This is a genomic window from Hwanghaeella grinnelliae (assembly GCF_004005845.1).
Classification (GTDB): domain Bacteria; phylum Pseudomonadota; class Alphaproteobacteria; order UBA8366; family Aestuariispiraceae; genus Hwanghaeella; species Hwanghaeella grinnelliae.
Genome location: NZ_SADE01000001.1, coordinates 911,052 through 928,992, shown reverse-complemented (window position 1 = coordinate 928,992; position 17,941 = coordinate 911,052). Strand labels below are relative to the sequence as shown.

15 protein-coding genes are annotated in these 17,941 nt (G+C 58.6%); 7 read left to right on the top strand and 8 right to left on the bottom strand.

Features of this window, described 5'->3' with window-relative positions:
* The first annotated feature begins 190 nt into the window (after positions 1–190).
* Positions 191–2,086 (top strand): ABC-F family ATP-binding cassette domain-containing protein, encoded by a 1,896-nt coding sequence (locus EOI86_RS04170; protein ID WP_127763858.1) that lies wholly within the window; start codon positions 191–193, stop codon positions 2,084–2,086.
* Between the two features lie 21 nt (positions 2,087–2,107).
* On the opposite strand, the gene EOI86_RS04165 is transcribed toward EOI86_RS04170, so the two are convergent.
* The 5 genes from EOI86_RS04165 to EOI86_RS04145 form a co-directional block, all read right to left on the bottom strand.
* Complete coding sequence (locus EOI86_RS04165) at positions 2,108–2,566, bottom strand: hypothetical protein (protein ID WP_127763857.1); 459 nt, start codon at positions 2,564–2,566, stop codon at positions 2,108–2,110.
* 101 nt (positions 2,567–2,667) lie between these two features.
* The gene (locus EOI86_RS04160) at positions 2,668–3,141 is read right to left on the bottom strand and encodes a DNA polymerase III subunit chi (protein ID WP_127763856.1); all 474 of its coding nucleotides are present in this window, start codon (positions 3,139–3,141) and stop codon (positions 2,668–2,670) included.
* Positions 3,142–3,172: 31 nt separating this feature from the next.
* Entirely contained in the window at positions 3,173–4,648 is a 1,476-nt protein-coding gene (locus EOI86_RS04155; protein WP_127763855.1) for a leucyl aminopeptidase, read from the bottom strand.
* Between the two features lie 166 nt (positions 4,649–4,814).
* Positions 4,815–5,885, bottom strand: a complete 1,071-nt coding sequence (locus EOI86_RS04150; RefSeq protein ID WP_127763854.1) for a hypothetical protein — start codon at positions 5,883–5,885, stop codon at positions 4,815–4,817.
* 22 nt (positions 5,886–5,907) lie between these two features.
* Positions 5,908–7,317: an MBOAT family O-acyltransferase gene (locus EOI86_RS04145; protein WP_127763853.1), complete on the bottom strand. Its 1,410-nt coding sequence runs from the start codon at positions 7,315–7,317 to the stop codon at positions 5,908–5,910.
* Positions 7,318–7,635: 318 nt separating this feature from the next.
* Between EOI86_RS04145 and EOI86_RS04140 the strand changes: the two genes are divergently transcribed.
* The 5 genes from EOI86_RS04140 (at position 7,636) to rsmA (ending at position 14,182) form a co-directional block, all read left to right on the top strand.
* Positions 7,636–8,730: an LptF/LptG family permease gene (locus EOI86_RS04140; protein ID WP_161973686.1), complete on the top strand. Its 1,095-nt coding sequence runs from the start codon at positions 7,636–7,638 to the stop codon at positions 8,728–8,730.
* Between the two features lie 4 nt (positions 8,731–8,734).
* Positions 8,735–9,829, top strand: coding sequence for an LPS export ABC transporter permease LptG (gene lptG / locus EOI86_RS04135; RefSeq protein ID WP_161973685.1), 1,095 nt, complete (start codon positions 8,735–8,737; stop codon positions 9,827–9,829).
* A gap of 72 nt (positions 9,830–9,901) precedes the next feature.
* Entirely contained in the window at positions 9,902–12,052 is a 2,151-nt protein-coding gene (locus EOI86_RS04130) for an LPS-assembly protein LptD (RefSeq protein ID WP_161973684.1), read from the top strand.
* The gene (locus tag EOI86_RS04125) at positions 12,052–13,329 is read left to right on the top strand and encodes a peptidylprolyl isomerase (RefSeq protein ID WP_127763849.1); all 1,278 of its coding nucleotides are present in this window, start codon (positions 12,052–12,054) and stop codon (positions 13,327–13,329) included. The genes EOI86_RS04130 and EOI86_RS04125 overlap by 1 nt, the downstream gene beginning before the upstream one ends.
* A 7-nt stretch (positions 13,330–13,336) precedes the next feature.
* Positions 13,337–14,182: a 16S rRNA (adenine(1518)-N(6)/adenine(1519)-N(6))-dimethyltransferase RsmA gene (gene rsmA / locus EOI86_RS04120; RefSeq protein ID WP_127763848.1), complete on the top strand. Its 846-nt coding sequence runs from the start codon at positions 13,337–13,339 to the stop codon at positions 14,180–14,182.
* A gap of 11 nt (positions 14,183–14,193) precedes the next feature.
* On the opposite strand, the gene gmk is transcribed toward rsmA, so the two are convergent.
* Together gmk and EOI86_RS04110 are read right to left on the bottom strand one after the other, a co-directional pair.
* A complete protein-coding gene (gene gmk / locus EOI86_RS04115) occupies positions 14,194–14,844 on the bottom strand; it encodes a guanylate kinase (RefSeq protein WP_127763847.1) in 651 nt (216 codons plus the stop codon).
* 96 nt (positions 14,845–14,940) lie between these two features.
* Positions 14,941–15,828 (bottom strand): YicC/YloC family endoribonuclease, encoded by an 888-nt coding sequence (locus EOI86_RS04110; protein ID WP_240035567.1) that lies wholly within the window; start codon positions 15,826–15,828, stop codon positions 14,941–14,943.
* Positions 15,829–15,938: 110 nt separating this feature from the next.
* Between EOI86_RS04110 and EOI86_RS04105 the strand changes: the two genes are divergently transcribed.
* Positions 15,939–16,703 carry an SDR family NAD(P)-dependent oxidoreductase gene (locus EOI86_RS04105; RefSeq protein ID WP_127763846.1) on the top strand — a complete coding sequence of 255 codons (765 nt, stop codon included), beginning with the start codon at positions 15,939–15,941 and terminating at the stop codon, positions 16,701–16,703.
* Between the two features lie 8 nt (positions 16,704–16,711).
* Here the strand turns inward: EOI86_RS04105 and EOI86_RS04100 are convergent, their stop codons facing one another.
* Positions 16,712–17,866 (bottom strand): SAM-dependent methyltransferase, encoded by a 1,155-nt coding sequence (locus EOI86_RS04100; RefSeq protein WP_240035566.1) that lies wholly within the window; start codon positions 17,864–17,866, stop codon positions 16,712–16,714.
* Between the last annotated feature and the right edge of the window lie 75 nt (positions 17,867–17,941).

The window sequence follows — 17,941 nt, the reverse complement described above, 5'->3', positions numbered from 1 at the left end:
GGCAGCGATGGCGGGCTTATAGCGCCGTGTGCCCCCGTCCGCAAGCCCGCGGCGATGCAGCAATGCTGCGTCACTTGCCGCATTTCAGGGCCCGGCACGATGTTCATGAGTTTTGCGCACCGCCTTCGGAAATGCTATGCGCCGCTGTGCGGCCACCCGGCCGGAATGTTCCACCGATGTAGATCCAGTCATGCTGACGATTACCGACATAACCTATCGCCTTGGGGGAAGAACCCTGTTCGAAAGGGCCAGCGCCCAGATCGGCGACCGGCAGAAGGTGGGTCTCGTCGGCAGAAACGGGACCGGTAAATCCACTCTGCTGCGCATGCTGCGCGGGGAATTGGCACCCGACGAAGGGGATATCAGCGTGGCGGCCCGCCGGCGTGTGGGCTCGGTCGCGCAGGAAGTTCCCAGCGGCGACCGCTCGCTGCTCGACATCGTGCTTGAGGCGGATGTCGAACGCACAGCCCTGCTGGAGGAAGAGAAAACGGCGGCCGATCCCAACCGGATCGCCGAGATCCATACCCGCCTGGCCGATATCGGCGCGCATTCCGCCCCGTCGCGCGCCGCCATCATCCTGTCCGGCCTGGGTTTTGACGAGAACGCCCAGCAACAACCCATCGACAACTTCTCCGGCGGTTGGAAGATGCGCGTGGCGCTCGCCGCCGCGTTGTTTTCCGAACCCGACTTCCTGCTGCTCGACGAACCGACAAACCATCTGGACCTGGAAGCCTCGCTGTGGCTGGAGGATTACCTGTCCAGCTATCCAAGAGGTCTTGTCCTGGTCAGCCATGACCGCGGCTTGTTGAACCGCATCCCGGAAATGATTCTGCATCTGGATCAGGGCCGACTGACCCGATATTCGGGCGGCTATGACCGGTTCGAACGGACACGGGCGGAACAGCAAGCGCGGCAAGCGGCCCTGTATTCCAAGCAGCAGGAACAAAGACGGCATATCCAGTCCTTCGTCGACAGGTTCCGCTATAAGGCGAGCAAGGCGCGGCAAGCCCAAAGCCGGCTGAAAATGCTTGAGAAGATGGAACCGATCGCCGCCGTCGTCGATAAGGGCTCGACCGTTTTCAATCTGCCCAAACCCGACCCGTTGTCCCCACCGCTGATCGTGCTGGAAGACGCTTCGATCGGCTATCAACCGGACAAACCGATTCTGCGCGACTTGAACCTGCGGATCGACATGGACGACCGCATCGCCCTGCTGGGCGCGAACGGAAACGGGAAGACCACGTTGCTGCGTCTTCTGGCGCGCCGCCTTAAGGTCTTGGACGGCCGCAACCGGGCATCGTCGAAGCTGGAAGTCGGCTATTTCGCACAAAACCAATTGGACGAACTGGCGGCCGGGAAAACGGCGGTAGAATACCTGCAGGATCTGGAGCCAATGGCGACGGAGCAAAGCCTGCGGGCCCATTTGGGTGCCTTTGCCTTTGCCCAGGACAAGGCTGATGTGCAGATCGGAAAATTGTCCGGCGGTGAAAAGGCGCGGCTGGCCCTTGCCGTCATCTGCCGCAAGAAACCGCATGTCCTGCTGCTCGACGAACCGACGAACCATTTGGACATCGACGCCCGTCAAGCGCTGGTCCATGCGTTGGCGGAATATGAAGGCGCCGTCATTCTGGTCAGCCACGACCCGCACTTGGTGAACACCTGTGCCGACCGGCTGTGGCTGGTCGCTGACGGCACCTGCGCGCCGTTTGACGGTGACCTGGACGATTACCGGCAGCTTCTGTTCGACCAACGCCGGCAAGAGCGGCGTGCGAAGCGCCAGGAAGCCGGCCTTGGACCGGCTGACGGCGCCGCCAGCAAGAAGGATGAGCGCCGCACACGGGCGGAGGCCCGCGCCGTCCTCGCCCCCTTGCGGAAGAAACTGGTTGAGCTGGAAAAGACCATGGAAAAGCGGTCCCGCGACCGGGACAAGTTGCATGACAAACTTGCCGCGCCGGAGACCTACGACCTGCCCGCAGACGATCTGGCCAAGCTGCAGAAACAGTTGAGCACCGTCGAAGAAGAAATCTCGGACGCGGAACTTGCCTGGTTGGAACTGTCGGAAGAGTTGGAAAGCGCCGCGGGCTGACCCACCTGTATTTCCGCTACACTATTCCGGCGTGTAAGGCAGGCAGGAATAGAAACGCAGCAGCGCGGCGCCGCCACCGGGCGGTGTCGACATCGACACCGCAAAACCGCCGCTATACTGCATGACGGTACTGCCCGCCTCACCATATAGAATCGTCGTGATCTCACCCCGCCGGTCGACCGTCCGTGCTGCCAGGGGAATATAGCTTTTACCCAACGTATCCTCGATGATCACCATGTTCTCATCGAAATCGAAAATCAGGTTTTCCAACTTGCGGGGTTCCTGCGTCCGACATTGCCGTTCGAAACGGCCGCCGCAAGCCGCCTCAAACTCATCCTGAATGCATTGCCATTGCTTCGCGTCCCGCCACATCGGTTGCGCGTGAACCGCTGTCGCGATGACGGACGAAATACAGAACAGGCATGCGCCTGCCAGCATCGCAAAGTTCCAGATGGTGACCGCCCCGGTTTGGAAACGCACGTTTCAAACTCCATCGATTTTCTGGCGCCTAGGTAGACGCATTGGAAGACTGAAAACTCAACAACGCCCTTAATAATGGGGCGCTTACAATGCCGTAGCCGTCAGGCACCGCCGTCGCCGGCGGTCTCCTGTTTCTTTTCCCATCCGCCGCGCTCGTTCTGCTGCCAATAGGTCATCGGATGTCCCGCATCCTTGAACGCCGTCCATTGGCCCCGGGCCCGCGCGACCGCTTCGTCGTCACGCCCGTCGAAAAGAACGCACACGGTCTCGAACAAGCCGCTGTTCGCGGTATCCGCCCCATCGGCAAGGAACAGGACTTGGGCCCCGTTGGGGTTCTCATCCTCCGTGGTCAGCCAGATCGGCTGAAGGCCGGGCCGGCCGTCCTTGTCGCTGCCATGCGGCAGGAATGCCCTGTCGTCGAAAGTCCAAAGATGCTGGTTCAACGACTCCGTCCGTTCATCGGAACGGGCCTTCACGACGGCCCGCCATCCCCGGTCGAGGCTTCGCCCGAGCAAATCGGGCAAGGCCTCCTCCAGGGACTTCTTGGTCAGATGATAGAAGCGAATTTCCGGCACGGTGTGAGACAGTCGCCAGTTGTTGGCGCCCCTATTTTTCGTAATTGTCCGCGACGAACTTGTCGAGCAGTCGGACACCGAAGGCCGTCGCCCCTTTTGGCACCGTCGGTGCGTCCTTGCTGGACCAAGTCACCCCGGCGATATCCAAATGCGCCCACGGAACCTTGTTCACGAAGCGCTGCAGGAACTGCGCCGCCGTGATCGAGCCGGCCGCACGACCACCGATATTCTTCATATCCGCGCCATCGGTCTTCAATTGGTTGTCATAGGCCTCGGCCAAGGGAAGGCGCCACACCTTCTCCCCCGTTGCTTCGCCCGCCGCGCTCAGCATGGCGGAGATATCGTCATCATTGGAGAAGAAGCCCGCATATTCATGGCCCAGCGCGATAATGATCGCCCCGGTCAAGGTCGCGAGATCGATCATCAGGCGCGGCTTGTACTTGTCCTGCGTATACCAAAGCGCATCGGCCAGCACCAAGCGGCCTTCGGCATCCGTGTTGTGGATTTCGATGGTCTGCCCGGACATCGAGGTCACGATGTCGCCCGGCCGCTGTGCCGCGCCATCGGGCATGTTTTCGACAAGGCCCAATACGCCGATGACATTCACCTTCGCCTTGCGCAACGCCAGGGCCTTCATCAGACCGGTGACCACGCCGGCCCCGCCCATGTCCCATTTCATGTCTTCCATGCCGGGGCCCGGCTTCAGCGAGATGCCGCCGGTATCGAAGGTGACCCCCTTGCCGACGAAAGCGACCGGACGGCTGTTACTCGCCGCACCGTTCCAGTGCATCACCACCAAACGGCTTTCCCGGGCCGATCCCAGACCGACGCCCAGCAGCGAATGCATGCCGAGCTTTTCCATCTTCTTTTCGTTCAGGATCTCAACGGTGATGCCGATCTCAGCCAGCTTCGCTGCTTCTTCGGCGAAACTCTCCGGGTGGAGAACATTGGGCGGTTCGGAAACCAGATCGCGGGTCAGGTTCACGCCTTCGGCCACCGCTTCCAGCGGCTTGAACGCCTTCCGGGCGGCTGCCGCGCCGCTCACCACGATCGTCGCCTTTTTCAAGGTCGGTTTTTGATCCGCCGTTTCCTTCGTGCGGTATCGGTCGAACCGGTAGCTGCGCATCAACAGGCCCGCGCCGATATTAGCGGCCGCCTCGGCCAGAACGTCGGCCCCGCCATCGACATAGACGACAGCTTCCTTGTCCCCGGCAGCGTTCAAGGCCGGCACGAGGTTGCCGCCCATGCTTTGGAAATCCAAATCCGTGAGGCCCTTGCCGAGGCCCACCAGAACGATCCGATCCGCGGCAACATTCGCGGGCGCCGCAATCTGCAGGGACTGTCCCTTCTTTCCGGTAAACGAACTGGCCTTCATGGCGCGTGAGAGAGCGCCGCCGGATGCCTTTTCCAGTTCCTGGGCGGAGGGGGTCAGTTTTTTGCCTTCTTCCACGCCGACGACGACGGCGCCGGATTTCGGTGAGGCTTTTTCCGCGAAACTGATTTTCATAACCATTTCCCTGTCTGTTTGTTCCAATCCCGGCATCGTCCACGCGGACGGCCGGTCAAATTGTTCTGCAGGTACCCATATGCGGCACACATGACGGAGATACTAGCGCACGAAGGCGATTTGGAAAGCGGGTCCCACAAGCAGGGCAGATGGCCATCTTCGCCGATCAAGGCGTGACATATCTGAAGGCTGGGTTCGTCGATCGCCCTGCCATAACTCCCTCGCCGACCAAGCGAACGATCCGGGAGGCGGTATCCGTTCTGAAATGCAGCGGGTCCCAGTAATTCCGATCCGTCACTGTGATATCGGAACGGAGCTTGAAGTCGAGCACATAGGCATTGCCGTATTCAGCGCCGATTTGTGCGATCCGGGACATACATTCCTGCCAGATTGCTTCCGCGCGGCTGCCCGGCGATCCAATCGTAATGGCATGAACGGGTGCGCCCAGGAAAATCTTCCGGGTCGCTTGCGGTAAAGCCGCGACCATTCCCCGCAAAATCTCCAGGTCTGGGAAGACGAGGCTTTCGCGAAACGCCGCGTTATTATCAGCGGGCGGCGTTCCGGGCGGCAAGACTGCCGGTTTGCCGTCCTGATAAAGATTCTTCCGTACTTTCTGCAGATCGTATTCCGAACGCGGTGGCAGGAAATTGGCGTATCCGTTGCGCTGGTATTTTTCCTCCCTCACCCCCATCAATTGGCCGAGTTGCCTTCCCGCTTGTTCGAGGGCCTCCAGATTCAATAAATGAAGCGCATCATTCCAACGGTTGCCGTCGTACAACCAGGGTGGAAACGGCCGTGACGTGAGCTTCGGGGAGGCTTTCTGCCCGCACCAGACGGTATCGATTCCGAAGATAACCGTCTTCACATCCTTCCTGTTCCTCAAGAACAATTGCAGTATCTGCGATTGCTCGTAAGGCATGGCGCTGTTCATCGCCAAATTGGCGAAACGTCCGCCCAACGTCGCTTCCAGTTCCGACGGTTTCAACAGACGCACAACCGACGTTCCGACCACAAGACTGTCGAATGTCGGGTCCATGGCCACGGCCGGATAGGAGAAGCGCTGGTTCGTCGATGCCGGCGCACGATCCAAAGGTAGCGAGAACGGCACCGTGTCGTAAGGATCGATCAGAATCACAAAACCGGCGAGCAGCAGGAAGCCCGTCAGGAATACGCAGAGCGCCCGGCGCGCCATGTCGCCCCAGGTCACTTCTTTCCCTACGCCCAACAATCCTTTCATCCAAGCCGATCCCGTTCCCGTGTCAGAATTGGAAATAGATGAATTCCTGGTTCGTTCCGCCACCCAGGCGGAAGACCAGGAAAACCGCAATCATCGCCGCGACTGTTGCCAGCCCCCGGATCGGCCGCAAATGCGTGAGGGCGACCGTTTGACTGGTCGGACCAATCGTGGCGATCAGTGCGCCCACGAGCAACCAGCCAGCCGCCGCAAGGTCCGCGAAACTGCTCGGCACGGACGCAGCATCGCCGGGCAGCCCCAGCATTGCCGTCCAAAACGTGAAGGCGCCGGTCATCGTCTCCGCCCTGAACATGATCCAGGTCCAAAACACGAAGAGGATCGTAATCCCCCAACCTAACGGACGCGCGATGGTGAGCCCTGTTTTCCCCCAGAAATGGCTAACGACGAGACCGATCCCATGTAACCCGCCCCAGACGACGAAGGTCCAGGCAGCCCCATGCCATAGCCCGCCAAGCAGCATTGTCGCGGTCAACGCCAACGCCTGCTTCACGCGCCCCTCGCGGTTCCCCCCCATCGCCACATAAAGATAGTCGCGCAGGAACCGCGACAGGGTCATGTGCCAGCGACGCCAAAAATCGACGAGCGAAACCGCCCTGTACGGCGCGTTGAAATTCTCTGGCAAACGGATCCCGGCCATCATGGCCAGACCGATCGCCATGTCGGAATAGGCGGAAAAGTCGAAATAAATCTGCAGGCCAAAGGCCCCTGCCCCCATCCAGGCATCGGCGAAGCCAATCGCGCCGGCGGCTTCGGCATGCGCGAATATAGGATCGGCCTGTGCCGCAAAGACATCCGCCAACAATACCTTCTTCGCAATGCCGATCAGCAACAATGCCGCGCCCCGCACCAAGCGTTCGGAAAGGCCGTCGCGTTTCGGGTAGGCGTCGAATTGATGGATCAGTTCATCATGTCGCACGATCGGCCCGGCGATCAGCTGCGGGAAGTACGAGACGTAGAGAGCGTAATCGGCAAGGCTGTAGACCGGCGCCGTGCCTTTCCGCAAATCCGCCAGATAGGAGATTTGCTGAAACGTGAAGAAACTGATCCCCAGCGGCAGAACGATACCCCAGGGGTCATGGGACTGCCCCAGCAAATAGGCGACGCTATCGCCCACGAAGTCTGCGTATTTGAAGATGCCCAGGATGAACAGATTGAAAGCGATACCCAGGGGCGCGGCATATTTCCTAAGTCTCTCGCCGCCCGGTTTGCCGTAGATCAGCGCGGCGACGCCCCAGTTCGCCAAGATCGACAAAATAAGCAAAGGCAGAAGCCGTACATCCCAGTAGGCGTAAAACACCAAGGAAATGGCGATCATCCAAGCGACACGCAGCTCTTTCCGACCGCCCGCCGCATACCAACCGACCAGCGCCACGGGCAGGAACAGAAGCAAAAATTCCTGGGAGTGAAAAAGCATGGTTGAACGACCGTTTTAGCCGACTAACTGATCGGTGCTGGGCGTTGCGGGCAGTTTGGCCCGGCCCATTACTGGTTTCCGTCGCGATCACATAGCCTGATCCGCCCCCCCACCCAAGCCCCCTCAAAGCCGCACAAGTAATGAAATGGCCATGACGGGAAGGAAGTTGGCCCGGATCATATGCCGAATTTGACGTGCATCACCAAAGATCGTTTGGTAGACCCCTACAAATAAAGAAAACTTCGTGGATTCCCTAAGGGAAGGCCGATTGCTTTTAGTCGAGGCCTCAGGCGGCGGATGAATTCGATAACGCGGCACATGACCAGCCAGATTCTGACGGTTGCCATCGTGGCAAGCGTCATTCTGTGTACCGCTGTCGTGCTGCAGCAATCCATTCGTTTCATCGATCTGATCGTCAATCGTGGCCTGCCCGCCAGTGACTTGGCCTATCTGTCGCTCCTGATCACACCACGGATACTTTCCGTCGTCCTTCCGGTCGCGGTGTTTGGGGCCACGATCTTCACCTATCACCGCATGCAAACAGGCAGTGAATTGGTAATCCTGCGATCCGCTGGAATGAACTCGTTCCGTCTTGCGAAACCGGGGTTGATCGCCGCTGTCATTTGTACGTTCTTCAGTTATTTCTTCGCCCTTTATCTCATGCCGGTCTCGTCTCAGGAGTTGCGGACCTATCTGTCGACAGCACGGTCCGAAATCGGCGCGATTCTCATCAAGGAAGGTCAGTTCAATGCAATCCGGGACGATCTGACCATCTATGCCCGCCGCCGCGAGGAAAACGGCGACTTGATCGGCCTGATCATCCACAGCGAACAATCGAACGGCGATCAGGTGACGGTCATCGCTCAACGCGGCGCCGTGGTCAATTCACCGACGGGTGCGCGCATCCTTCTCGCCAATGGACGGCAGCAAACGCTTTCGCAGGGAGAATTGCACGATATCGAGTTCGAAGAGTACGTCTTCGACCTTGTGGAAGAGCAACAGACCGGGCCCGAGCTTTGGCAGCAACCGCGCGAGAGATTTCTGCCTGATCTGCTTTCACCGTCCAACTCGCCGGGTGACGTCGCCTATCGTGGAGAACTCATAGCGGAAGGGCACGGCCGGCTCGCGCAACCATTGTTGGCAATCGCCTATGTAGCAGCAGGGCTGGTGATCCTTCTGAAGACGGAGTTTTCCCGGCAATCGAACGCTAAACCGATCCTGGCGGCTGTTGCAATCATGGTCGGCCTGCTGGTTGTGAATCTGGGACTGATAAGCTCTGCAGGCAAATACGCGGTTTTGATACCGGTGATGTACGGAATGGTCGTCGCCCCAACGGTAGTTGCGCTATATCTGCTGGCGCGCCCGCAACAGTTCAAGCGCCGGGCCAAGCCCTCCGAATTACAGGAGATCTGACCCAGTGCTGTTTCAAACCGTCATCTCCCGCTATTTTGCCCGTCAGTATCTGACCTGGTTTTTTAGTGTTTTCGCCGTGTTCGTCTTTTTGATCGGCATTTTCGATGTCGTCGAGTTGCTGAGGCGGTCTTCAGGCAAAGATAACGTGACGATCGGAATCGTCCTGCAGATGTCGGCGTTGAAAATGCCCCTGCTGATCCAGGATCTTGCGCCTTTCATTGTTCTCATCAGCGCGATGCTGGCATTCTGGTGGATGGCCAAGGCGAACGAACTGGTCATTGCCCGGTCGGCGGGGCTTTCACCTTGGCAGATAATTGGGCCGGTGATCAGCATCGCGCTGATTGCAGGGGTTGTTCAAATACTTCTTCTCAATCCGTTGGCCGCTCGTTTGAATGCGCAATTCGAACGAATCGAAACAGAGTATCTCAGGCGCCAAGACAGCCAGTTGGCGTTGGCGGCAAGCGGGTTTTGGCTGCGCCAAGCGGGAGAGGACAACGTGGTCGTACTGCACGGCGGTAAGGTTTCCGGTGACGAGTTGGAGGTTTCCGACGTGATGGTGCTGATTATGGACCGCACCGGGGCGTTTCTATCTCGGATCGACGCCGAGACCGCTTATTTGCAGCCAGGGGCCTGGCAACTAAGGGACGCCTGGGTGAAAGATGCCGATGGGCGCCGCACCTTCACTAAAGTCTACGACCTACCGACGGATATGACGGTCGAGAAGATTCGCGAGAGTTTCGCCTCCGCCGACACGATTTCGTTCTGGGACTTGCCCGGCTTCATCGACACTCTGACCAATTCGGGGTTTAGCGCCGTCGAGCACCGGCTGCGGCTGCATAGCCTGCTTTCGACACCGCTTCTGTTTTGCGCCATGGTTCTGGCGGCGGCTATTTTCTCTCTGCGCGCCAATCGGCGGTCCGGCGCGGCTTATATGATCGTCGGAGGGATTTCCATCGGTTTCATATTCTTTTTCGTCACCCGTATCGTCCACGCAATCGGCCTGTCGACCGAGATCCCCGTGGTCATGGCCGCCTGGAGCCCGGCGATTGCCATGTCCCTGTTCGGCCTCGCTACCCTGCTGCACCTAGAAGACGGGTAGAGCGAACCGATGTGGGGAAAGTTTCGTTTTTCGGTTTCAGCTTTTGTCGGTCGTGCGACCGCAATACTCATCATGTGCGGCGCGATCGCCTATACGGTTGGTGCGGATATCGCGTGGGCGCAAGAAACCGCCAACGGCCCGGTCCTTTTCACCGCCGACGAGTTGACGCATGACCGCGAGCTGGGCCTGGTTACCGCGCGCGGCAATGTCGAGATCCTGCAAGGTGAACGCGTGCTGCTGGCGGACCTGGTTAGCTTCAACCAGAAAACACAAACGGTCATCGCCAACGGAAACATCAAACTTCTGGAACCCACAGGCGAAGTCATTTTTGCCGACTATGTCGAATTGACCAACGAAATGAAGGATGGCGTGATCCAGCATATCAGCCTCCTTCTTTCCGAAAATGCGCGGTTGGTCGCGAATGGTGCCCGGCGGACCAACGGCAATACCACCGAATTGGCAAAAGCTGTCTACTCTCCGTGTTCCGTTTGCGAGGACGATCCGGAAAAATCCCCTTTGTGGCAGATCAAGGCGCAACGGGTGATACACGACCAAAAGGCTCGCAAGATCGAATACCGCAATGCGACGCTTGAAATGTGGGGCATTCCGGTCGCCTACACGCCGTATTTCGAACATCCTGACCCCACCGTGAAACGCGAAACCGGCTTTCTGTTTCCCGAATTCGGCAGCAATTCGAACGTTGGACAGTTCTTCCGCGCCCCGTTCTTTTGGTCCATCGCGGATGACAAGGACGCCACCATAGATCCGGTTTTCACGAGCGATGAAGGCATCGTCTATTCCGGTGAGTACAGACAACGATTCAACAATGGTGAGTTCAATATTTCCGGCAGCGGCGCAATCGCAGACCGGGAGATCGGCGACCCGGTTGTGATAGAAACCCGCAAGGATCAGTTCCGCGGCCATGTCTTTAGCGATGCCCGTTTCGACATCGACGACCAGTGGCGGACCGGTTTCGACATCGAACGGTCGACGGACCAAACCTATCTTCGCCGCTTCAACTTCTTCGGTCCAAGCGACTCGACGCTGGAAAGCAATGTCTTCCTCGAAGGCTTCAATCACCGGAACTACATGGCGGCGAACGGTTACCTGTTCCAGGATACGCGCCTGGGCCAACGCCCGGACTCACCCGTCGTCTTTCCGCTGCTGGAGTACAATGGCCTCGGCGATATCGACAGTTATGGCGGACGGTGGTCGCTGGACAGCAATTTCCGGTACCTCTACCAGGAGGACAAGTCAGAGAACCAACGCCTCTCCGTCGATGTTGGTTATGAAATCCCCTTCACCTCACCGCTTGGTTTCGTCACGACGATCGAGACCAATCTGCGCATGGACGGCTACAACACGAACCACTTTGTCGCCAGGGACGAAGCCGGCCGGCGCACCGAAGACGGCTTTACCGGCAGGATACGACCTGAGTTGAAAGTGGATTGGCGTTACCCCTTTGTCCGGCCCGACAGCAGTGGCCAAACCGTGATCGAACCGATCGTCGCCCTTCTCGTCTCCCCGGACGGCGGCAATTCACCTGGCATCTCCAACGACGACAGCGTGGTGGTCGAGATCGATGAAACGAACCTGCTGGACCAGAACAGGACCCCAGGACTCGACCGGGTGGAAGGCGGCACGCGGCTGGCATACGGGATGCGCGTGGCCCGTTACTTTGAGTCCGGCGGGTCGATGTCTGCCTTTGTCGGCCAGAGTCACAAATTCACGACGGACAATGTCCTTGAGGCGGAGACCGGACTTGAGAACGGAACGTCGGACATAGTCGGGCGCATCGATGTCAGGCCCAGCCGGTATTTGGATGTGTTTTACCGTTTCCGCATCGATGAAGATGACGGCGAGGTCAACCGAAGTGAAGTCGGCTCGTCAATCGGCAGTTCCGCCCTGAATTTCGGCGTCAACTACACCTTCCTTCGGGAAGGCACGGTCGACGACGTTGCCCAGTTGGACGAGTTGTTGCTCAACATGCGCGCCCAATGGGATGACAATTGGAGTGTGTCACTGTTCACTCGACAGGACCTGATTGGTGACATCGACCCCCTGGAACATAGCGCCGTACTCACCTATGAAGATGAGTGTTTTCGCTTTGACGCCCGTCTGCGCAGAACTTTCACCAGTTCCGCCGATGTTGACCAGATCGATGAATTTGTAGTGCGCCTGACCTTCAAGACGGTGGGTGGCGTGGAAACGGAATTGTTCTAATGCCGAATATCCGACGAGTGCTGACAGCGATTGGGCTCGCCATGGCGATTTCCGCCATACAGGTCAATGCCGGCGCATGGGCGCAGCAGAACACGATGCGGATCGCGGCCATCGTGAACGACGACCTGATTTCCGTCTTCGACTTGGAAAGCCGGGTGCGCTGGGTGGTTCTGACCACCGGCATCAAACCGGATAACCAAAATCAGCGCCGTATCATACAGCAAGTGCTGCGCGCTATGGTCGACGATCGCCTGCGCCTGCAGGAGGCCGAGCGCCTGGGCATCCGTGTCACGGACCGGGAAATCGACCAGGAAATTACCGCCCTGGCGAACCGCAACAATATGACGGCGGACCAATTCATCAGCCGCCTGGAGCAGCGGAACGTTGATTTGGCAACGGTCAGAACCCTCATCAAGGCATCCCTGGCGTGGACGAAAGTCAGCCGCCGACAGCTTCGTCGCCAAGTCGACGTGACCGACGAAGAAGTTGATGAGACGCTGGACCGCCTTCGGGAGAGCCTGAACGAACCGCAAAAGAGATTGTACGAAATCTTTCTGACTCTGAATGCGCCGGATGATGAGGGCGACACACGACAGACCGCCGAGCGGATTGTACAACAGGCGCGTGAGGGAGCGGATTTCAAGAGTTTGGCGCAGGCGTTCTCGCAAAGCAATTCAGCCGAAAATCAGGGCGACGTCGGCTGGGTCGCCGTTTCCCAATTGCCGCCCGACTTGCAGGAAGAGGTTCGAAACCTTTCGCCGGGCCAGGTCAGCGAACCGATCAGAACGTTTTCCGGCTTCTACATCCTGAAGGTAACGGAAGAGCGCCAACGGAGCATTTCGGTCGAAGACTCCAAACTGGATATTTATCAGATCGCCCTGCCACTTCCCGGCAACAGTTCGCAAGACCAGCAATCGGTTATGCTGGATCTGCTGGAGCAGATCCGGCCATCGATTTCGTCCTGTGAGGACGCCGAAGCCGTCGCCCCACAAATTGAAGGGGCCAACGGTGTTGCCGCCAAGGATGTCAGGCTGGGTGATATGTCCCAGAACCTTCAGCAAGCGCTGGCGAACCTGAAGCCCGGCGAAACCTCGCCCCCTGTTGCGACACAGCGGGCCGCCCTGCTTTTGACAGTGTGTTCCCGCGACGATACCGGCGGTGCCCTGCCCACCCGCGAACAGGTCATCAACAAGATCGGTTCTGAACGGATGGAATTGCTCGAACGTCGATATATGCGTGATTTGCGCCGGGAAGCTTTCATCGATATCCGGCTATAGGGCCGTTGTGAACGACCCGGTTCAATTTCTACCCCCCTTGCGGGACGTGATCGCCGAACATGGTTTGGCGGCACGCAAGGGACTGGGCCAGCACTTCCTGCTGGACCTCAACCTCACCCTGAAGATTGCGCGCGCCGCCGGCGACTTGACCGTCGGAACCACAGTTGAGGTCGGGCCCGGGCCAGGCGGCTTAACGCGGGCAATTCTTACCGCGGGCGCAGACAGGCTGATTGCCATCGAAAAGGACGAGCGTTGCATCGCCGCCTTGGCCCCCTTGGTCGATGCCGCCGGCGGTCGGATGACGCTGTTGAACGAAGACGCCTTGAAGGTGGACTATCGCGTGATCGGCGCCCCGCCGATCAAGATCATTTCGAACCTGCCGTACAATGTCGGCACGCCGCTATTGGTCGGTTGGTTGGAAAAGGCCGAGGCGATCTCGTCGATGACCTTGATGTTCCAGAAGGAAGTGGCGGAGCGGATCACCGCGCGTCCTGGCACGGATCACTACGGCAGGCTTTCCGTACTCTGCAACTGGCGTTGCCGGACCGACTATTTGTTTACCTTGCCCGCCCGCGCCTTCACCCCGCCGCCGAAGGTCGATTCCGCAGTCGTGCAACTTACACCCTATGACGAGGTTCCCTATCCCGGCCGGATGGATCTGTTGCAACGGGTGACGGCCGCCGCTTTCGGGCAACGGCGAAAGACCCTGCGTCGATCCCTTAAGCAATTGGGCGTGCCGATTGACGCGCTGCTGGAACGGTCCGGTATAGACGGATCCCTTCGAGCGGAAACCATCGATATTGAAGGGTTCGGACGGCTGACAGAAGCGCTCGAAGCGCTACAAGGCACCTAACGCGCCAAACCTCAGCGGCCGGCGCGCAGCCCTTTCACGAATTCACCAAGCCCGACCTGCCGACGACGGCGCAGTCGTTCCGACTGCAGGATGGCACGCACCTGCGCGACGCTGGTGTCGATATCGTAATTGACGATAACCCAGTCATATTCGAAATAGTGGCTCATCTCATCCGCCGCCTTGTCCATCCGGCGCGCGACCACGTCCGGCGGATCTTGCGCCCGTGTGTGCAGGCGACGTTCCAACTCCGCCGTGGAAGGCGGCAGGATGAAGATGCGGACCATGTCCTCTTCCGCTTCTTCCGCCAATTGTTGCGTCCCCTGCCAGTCGATATCGAACATGACATCGCTGCCGTCGGAGAGCGCCTCCATCACCGGCCCTTTCGGGGTTCCGTAGTAGTGATCGAAGACCTTCGCGAATTCCAGCAACTCCCCGCGATTCGCCATCAAATCGAATTCTGTCTTGTCGACGAAATGGTAGTCGCGCCCAGCCACCTCGCCCGGACGTTTCGGACGGGTCGTTACCGAGACCGACATGGATATGTCAGCATCGCTTTCCAGGATCGCGCGCGAAATGGTCGACTTTCCCGCGCCCGAGGGCGAGGACAGCACAAGCATCAAGCCACGGCGCTCTATCTGGTACGGCTTGACGCCATCGGACATTGCTATTTTCTCCCGCCTCGTGAAGCGTCGACTTCAATCCCGCCGATATAGGCGATTCAGCCTTTGTTCGGCAATCCGGCACACCCCTTCGGGGCATTATTCCAAATTGGCCGCCTGTTCACGCATCTGATCGATCGCGGCTTTCATGGCCAGACCGATATTGGTCAAATCCTTGTCCGACGACTTGCTGCAGAGCGTATTGGCTTCCCTATTGAACTCCTGAGTCAGGAAGTCGAGCTTCCGGCCGACGGGACCGCCGGCGGACAGCAGGGAGTGGGCCTGCGCCACATGCGCCGAAAGCCGGTCCAGTTCCTCGCGGATATCGGCTTTCGTCGCCAGCAGGGCAACCTCCTGCTCCAAGCGATCGCGGTTAAGGTCGCGACCGTCGCCGATCAGTTCGTCGATCTGCGCCAGCAAGCGATCACGGATCGCCGGAAGGCGGGTCGCATCCAAGCCATTCGCCTGGGTGACCAGTTCAGCGATCTCCTCAACCCTTGCGCTTAGATGGCGTTCCGTTTCCACCCCTTCGACCCGGCGGGCTTCAGCCATGGCGGCGATAGCCTGTTCCAACGTCGCCAAGACGGCCTTGCAACGCGCTTCGTCCTCAGCGGCGGCATTGCGGTCCTCGCCACTATCCACGACACCACGAACCGCCAGCAGACGGTCCAGCACGGGGTCCTGGCCCCTATCGCGGCACAAATTCTCCAATTCGCCGAGAAGGGTATGATTGACCGTCGCGGAAGACACCTCACCCAACGCGCGGACATCAAGCGACGCGGTCAGGGATCCGCGCTTGAACGCCGTGCTCAGCCGCTTTCTGATCTCGGGATCCAGCCGTTCGAAGCCCATGCCAACGCGAAGCCGCATATCCAGGCCGCGCCCGTTCACACTGCGCAATTCCCAAGCCCAACGGTAATTGTCGTCCGCACCTTCCGCACGGCCGAACCCCGTCATGCTTGCAACCTGACTACCGCGCTTCGCCATTTTCCAGTCCACTTCGCTCTTTTTCGGGGTACGTTGCCGCCGTACAGTTAGCCGACGCGAAGGATGTACAAAAGGCAAACTTCGACGACCACACCCAATTGAGGCTTCGAATGCCGCGCGAATTCAACAGTATTCTGATCACCGGTGCCTCAAGCGGCTTGGGAGAAGCGCTGGCCCTTGCGGCGGCGGCGCGGGGCCGGACTCTCTGGTTGACCGGTCGGAATGAGATACGCCTGAACACGGTCGCCCAGGAATGCCGTTCCAAAGGGGCAAACGTTACCGCGACGGTTTTGGATGTGATGGACAGAGGCGCCATGGCAAGTTTCGTCGAACAAGCCGACGATGTTCAGCCGCTGGACTTGGTTATTGCGAATGCGGGTATATCCGGCGGAACCGGCGGCGGCGGTGAAAGCGACGACCAAGCGCGCGAAATTTTCGACATCAACGTGACCGGTGTCTTGAACACCATACATCCGGCCCTGGAACGGATGCGGCCACGCAAAAATGGACAGATTGCAGTCATGAGTTCCCTCGCCGCCCTGCGCGGATTCCCCGGCGCGCCCGCTTATAGCGCCTCGAAGGCGTCCGTTAAGGTTTATGCCGAAGCCCTACGCGGCGCATTGGCGGGCGACGGAATCGGTGTCAGTGCGATTTGTCCGGGCTTCGTCAAATCGCGCATGACCGCCGCCAACAATTTTCCCATGCCGTTCCTGATGGAGGCCGACAAGGCGGCGCAAATCATCCTTGACGGTCTTCGCAAGAACCGTACGGTCATCGCCTTTCCTTGGCCGATGTATTTAGCAGTCAGCTTTCTTTCCATCCTGCCGCCGGCACTGACTGTGCGCCTTCTTAGCCGGCTACCGGCAAAGGACTAACGGCCGCGTTAGGTGTCCGAATACAGATACCGGCGCGTAATCGGGACAGCATCGATCTTGTTGGAAACCTGAAGCTGGAAAACACATGCTGCCTGACACACGAATGCCATTTCACAGGAAACGAGGTACAGTTCCCACATCCGGCAGAACTTTTCATCGTAAAGGTCTTTAACCTTGTCACGATTTTGCTGAAACCGTTCATTCCACATCGCCAGCGTCTTCGCATAGTGCAGACGCAAATTCTCGAAATCCGCCAACCAAAGTCTGCTGCGCTCAACAGCACGGCCTATTTGCGAAAGACTTGGCAAATAGGCACCGGGAAAGATGTATTTCCGAATCCAGGGGCTGATCGGTTCCGGCGGCCCCATATGGCCAATCGTATGTATTAGGCCGACGCCGTCATCCGCCAGCAGAGAACGCACCTTCTGAAAATACTCGTCGAAATGGAACTGTCCGACATGCTCGAACATGCCGACTGAAACGATCCTGTCGAATTTTCCGTCGACCGCGCGATAGTCCTGCAAGTGAAACTTTGCTTTGTCGGCAAGCCCTTCCTTATCCGCCCAATCATTGGCCCAGGCGTGCTGTTCCTCCGATAAGGTTACGCCGTAAACCTCGGCGCCATAATTTTTGGCCAGAAACAATCCCAAACCACCCCAACCGCTACCGATATCCAGAATCCGCATGCCAGGTTTGATCAACAATTTCCGGGCGATGTGATGCATCTTCTTTTCCTGCGCCTGTTCCAAGGTTTCGTTCCCTTCGAAATAGGCACAGGAATACTGTCGGTGTTCGTCCAGGAACTGGTCATACAATTCGCCGGACAGATCATAGTGATGCGCGACATTCGCCTTGGAGCGGTGCGCAGGATTGTAGTGCTGCCAACTGGCGATCAGCGAGTGAATAGAACGATTGAGATCAGGCAACCACCCTTCATCATTGAGCATCGCGCTCTTTCCCACGATGAAGAGGAAATCGCGCAACGTGCCTTCCTCGATAACCATGTCGCCGTTCACATAGGAATCGCAGATGGAGATATGCGCACTCGTCAATAGGGACTTCATGCTCGGCACGCGCTTGAACCGGACAACGACCGGATCGACCCCTTCCATGGGGCCGCGGTCGAAGGTGCGCTTTTCGCCATTGGGCAGGATTACGGTCAAGTTACCGATCTTTAGGTAGCTATTGAATAGGCGTATCAGCACTGTTCGTCCTCATTTCCTGGCAATGACGGCATA

Bases quoted from the DNA above. Each gene is read 5' to 3' on its own strand.
- EOI86_RS04170 (WP_127763858.1), top strand. From the start codon at position 191: ATGCTGACGATTACCGACATAACCTATCGCCTTGGGGGAAGAACCCTG.
- EOI86_RS04155 (WP_127763855.1), bottom strand. From the start codon at position 4,648: ATGAAAATCAGTTTCGCGGAAAAAGCCTCACCGAAATCCGGCGCCGTC.
- EOI86_RS04150 (WP_127763854.1), bottom strand. From the start codon at position 5,885: ATGAAAGGATTGTTGGGCGTAGGGAAAGAAGTGACCTGGGGCGACATG.
- EOI86_RS04145 (WP_127763853.1), bottom strand. From the start codon at position 7,317: ATGCTTTTTCACTCCCAGGAATTTTTGCTTCTGTTCCTGCCCGTGGCG.
- EOI86_RS04140 (WP_161973686.1), top strand. From the start codon at position 7,636: ATGACCAGCCAGATTCTGACGGTTGCCATCGTGGCAAGCGTCATTCTG.
- EOI86_RS04130 (WP_161973684.1), top strand. From the start codon at position 9,902: ATGTGCGGCGCGATCGCCTATACGGTTGGTGCGGATATCGCGTGGGCG.
- EOI86_RS04125 (WP_127763849.1), top strand. From the start codon at position 12,052: ATGCCGAATATCCGACGAGTGCTGACAGCGATTGGGCTCGCCATGGCG.
- gmk (WP_127763847.1), bottom strand. From the start codon at position 14,844: ATGTCCGATGGCGTCAAGCCGTACCAGATAGAGCGCCGTGGCTTGATG.
- EOI86_RS04110 (WP_240035567.1), bottom strand. From the start codon at position 15,828: ATGGCGAAGCGCGGTAGTCAGGTTGCAAGCATGACGGGGTTCGGCCGT.
- EOI86_RS04105 (WP_127763846.1), top strand. From the start codon at position 15,939: ATGCCGCGCGAATTCAACAGTATTCTGATCACCGGTGCCTCAAGCGGC.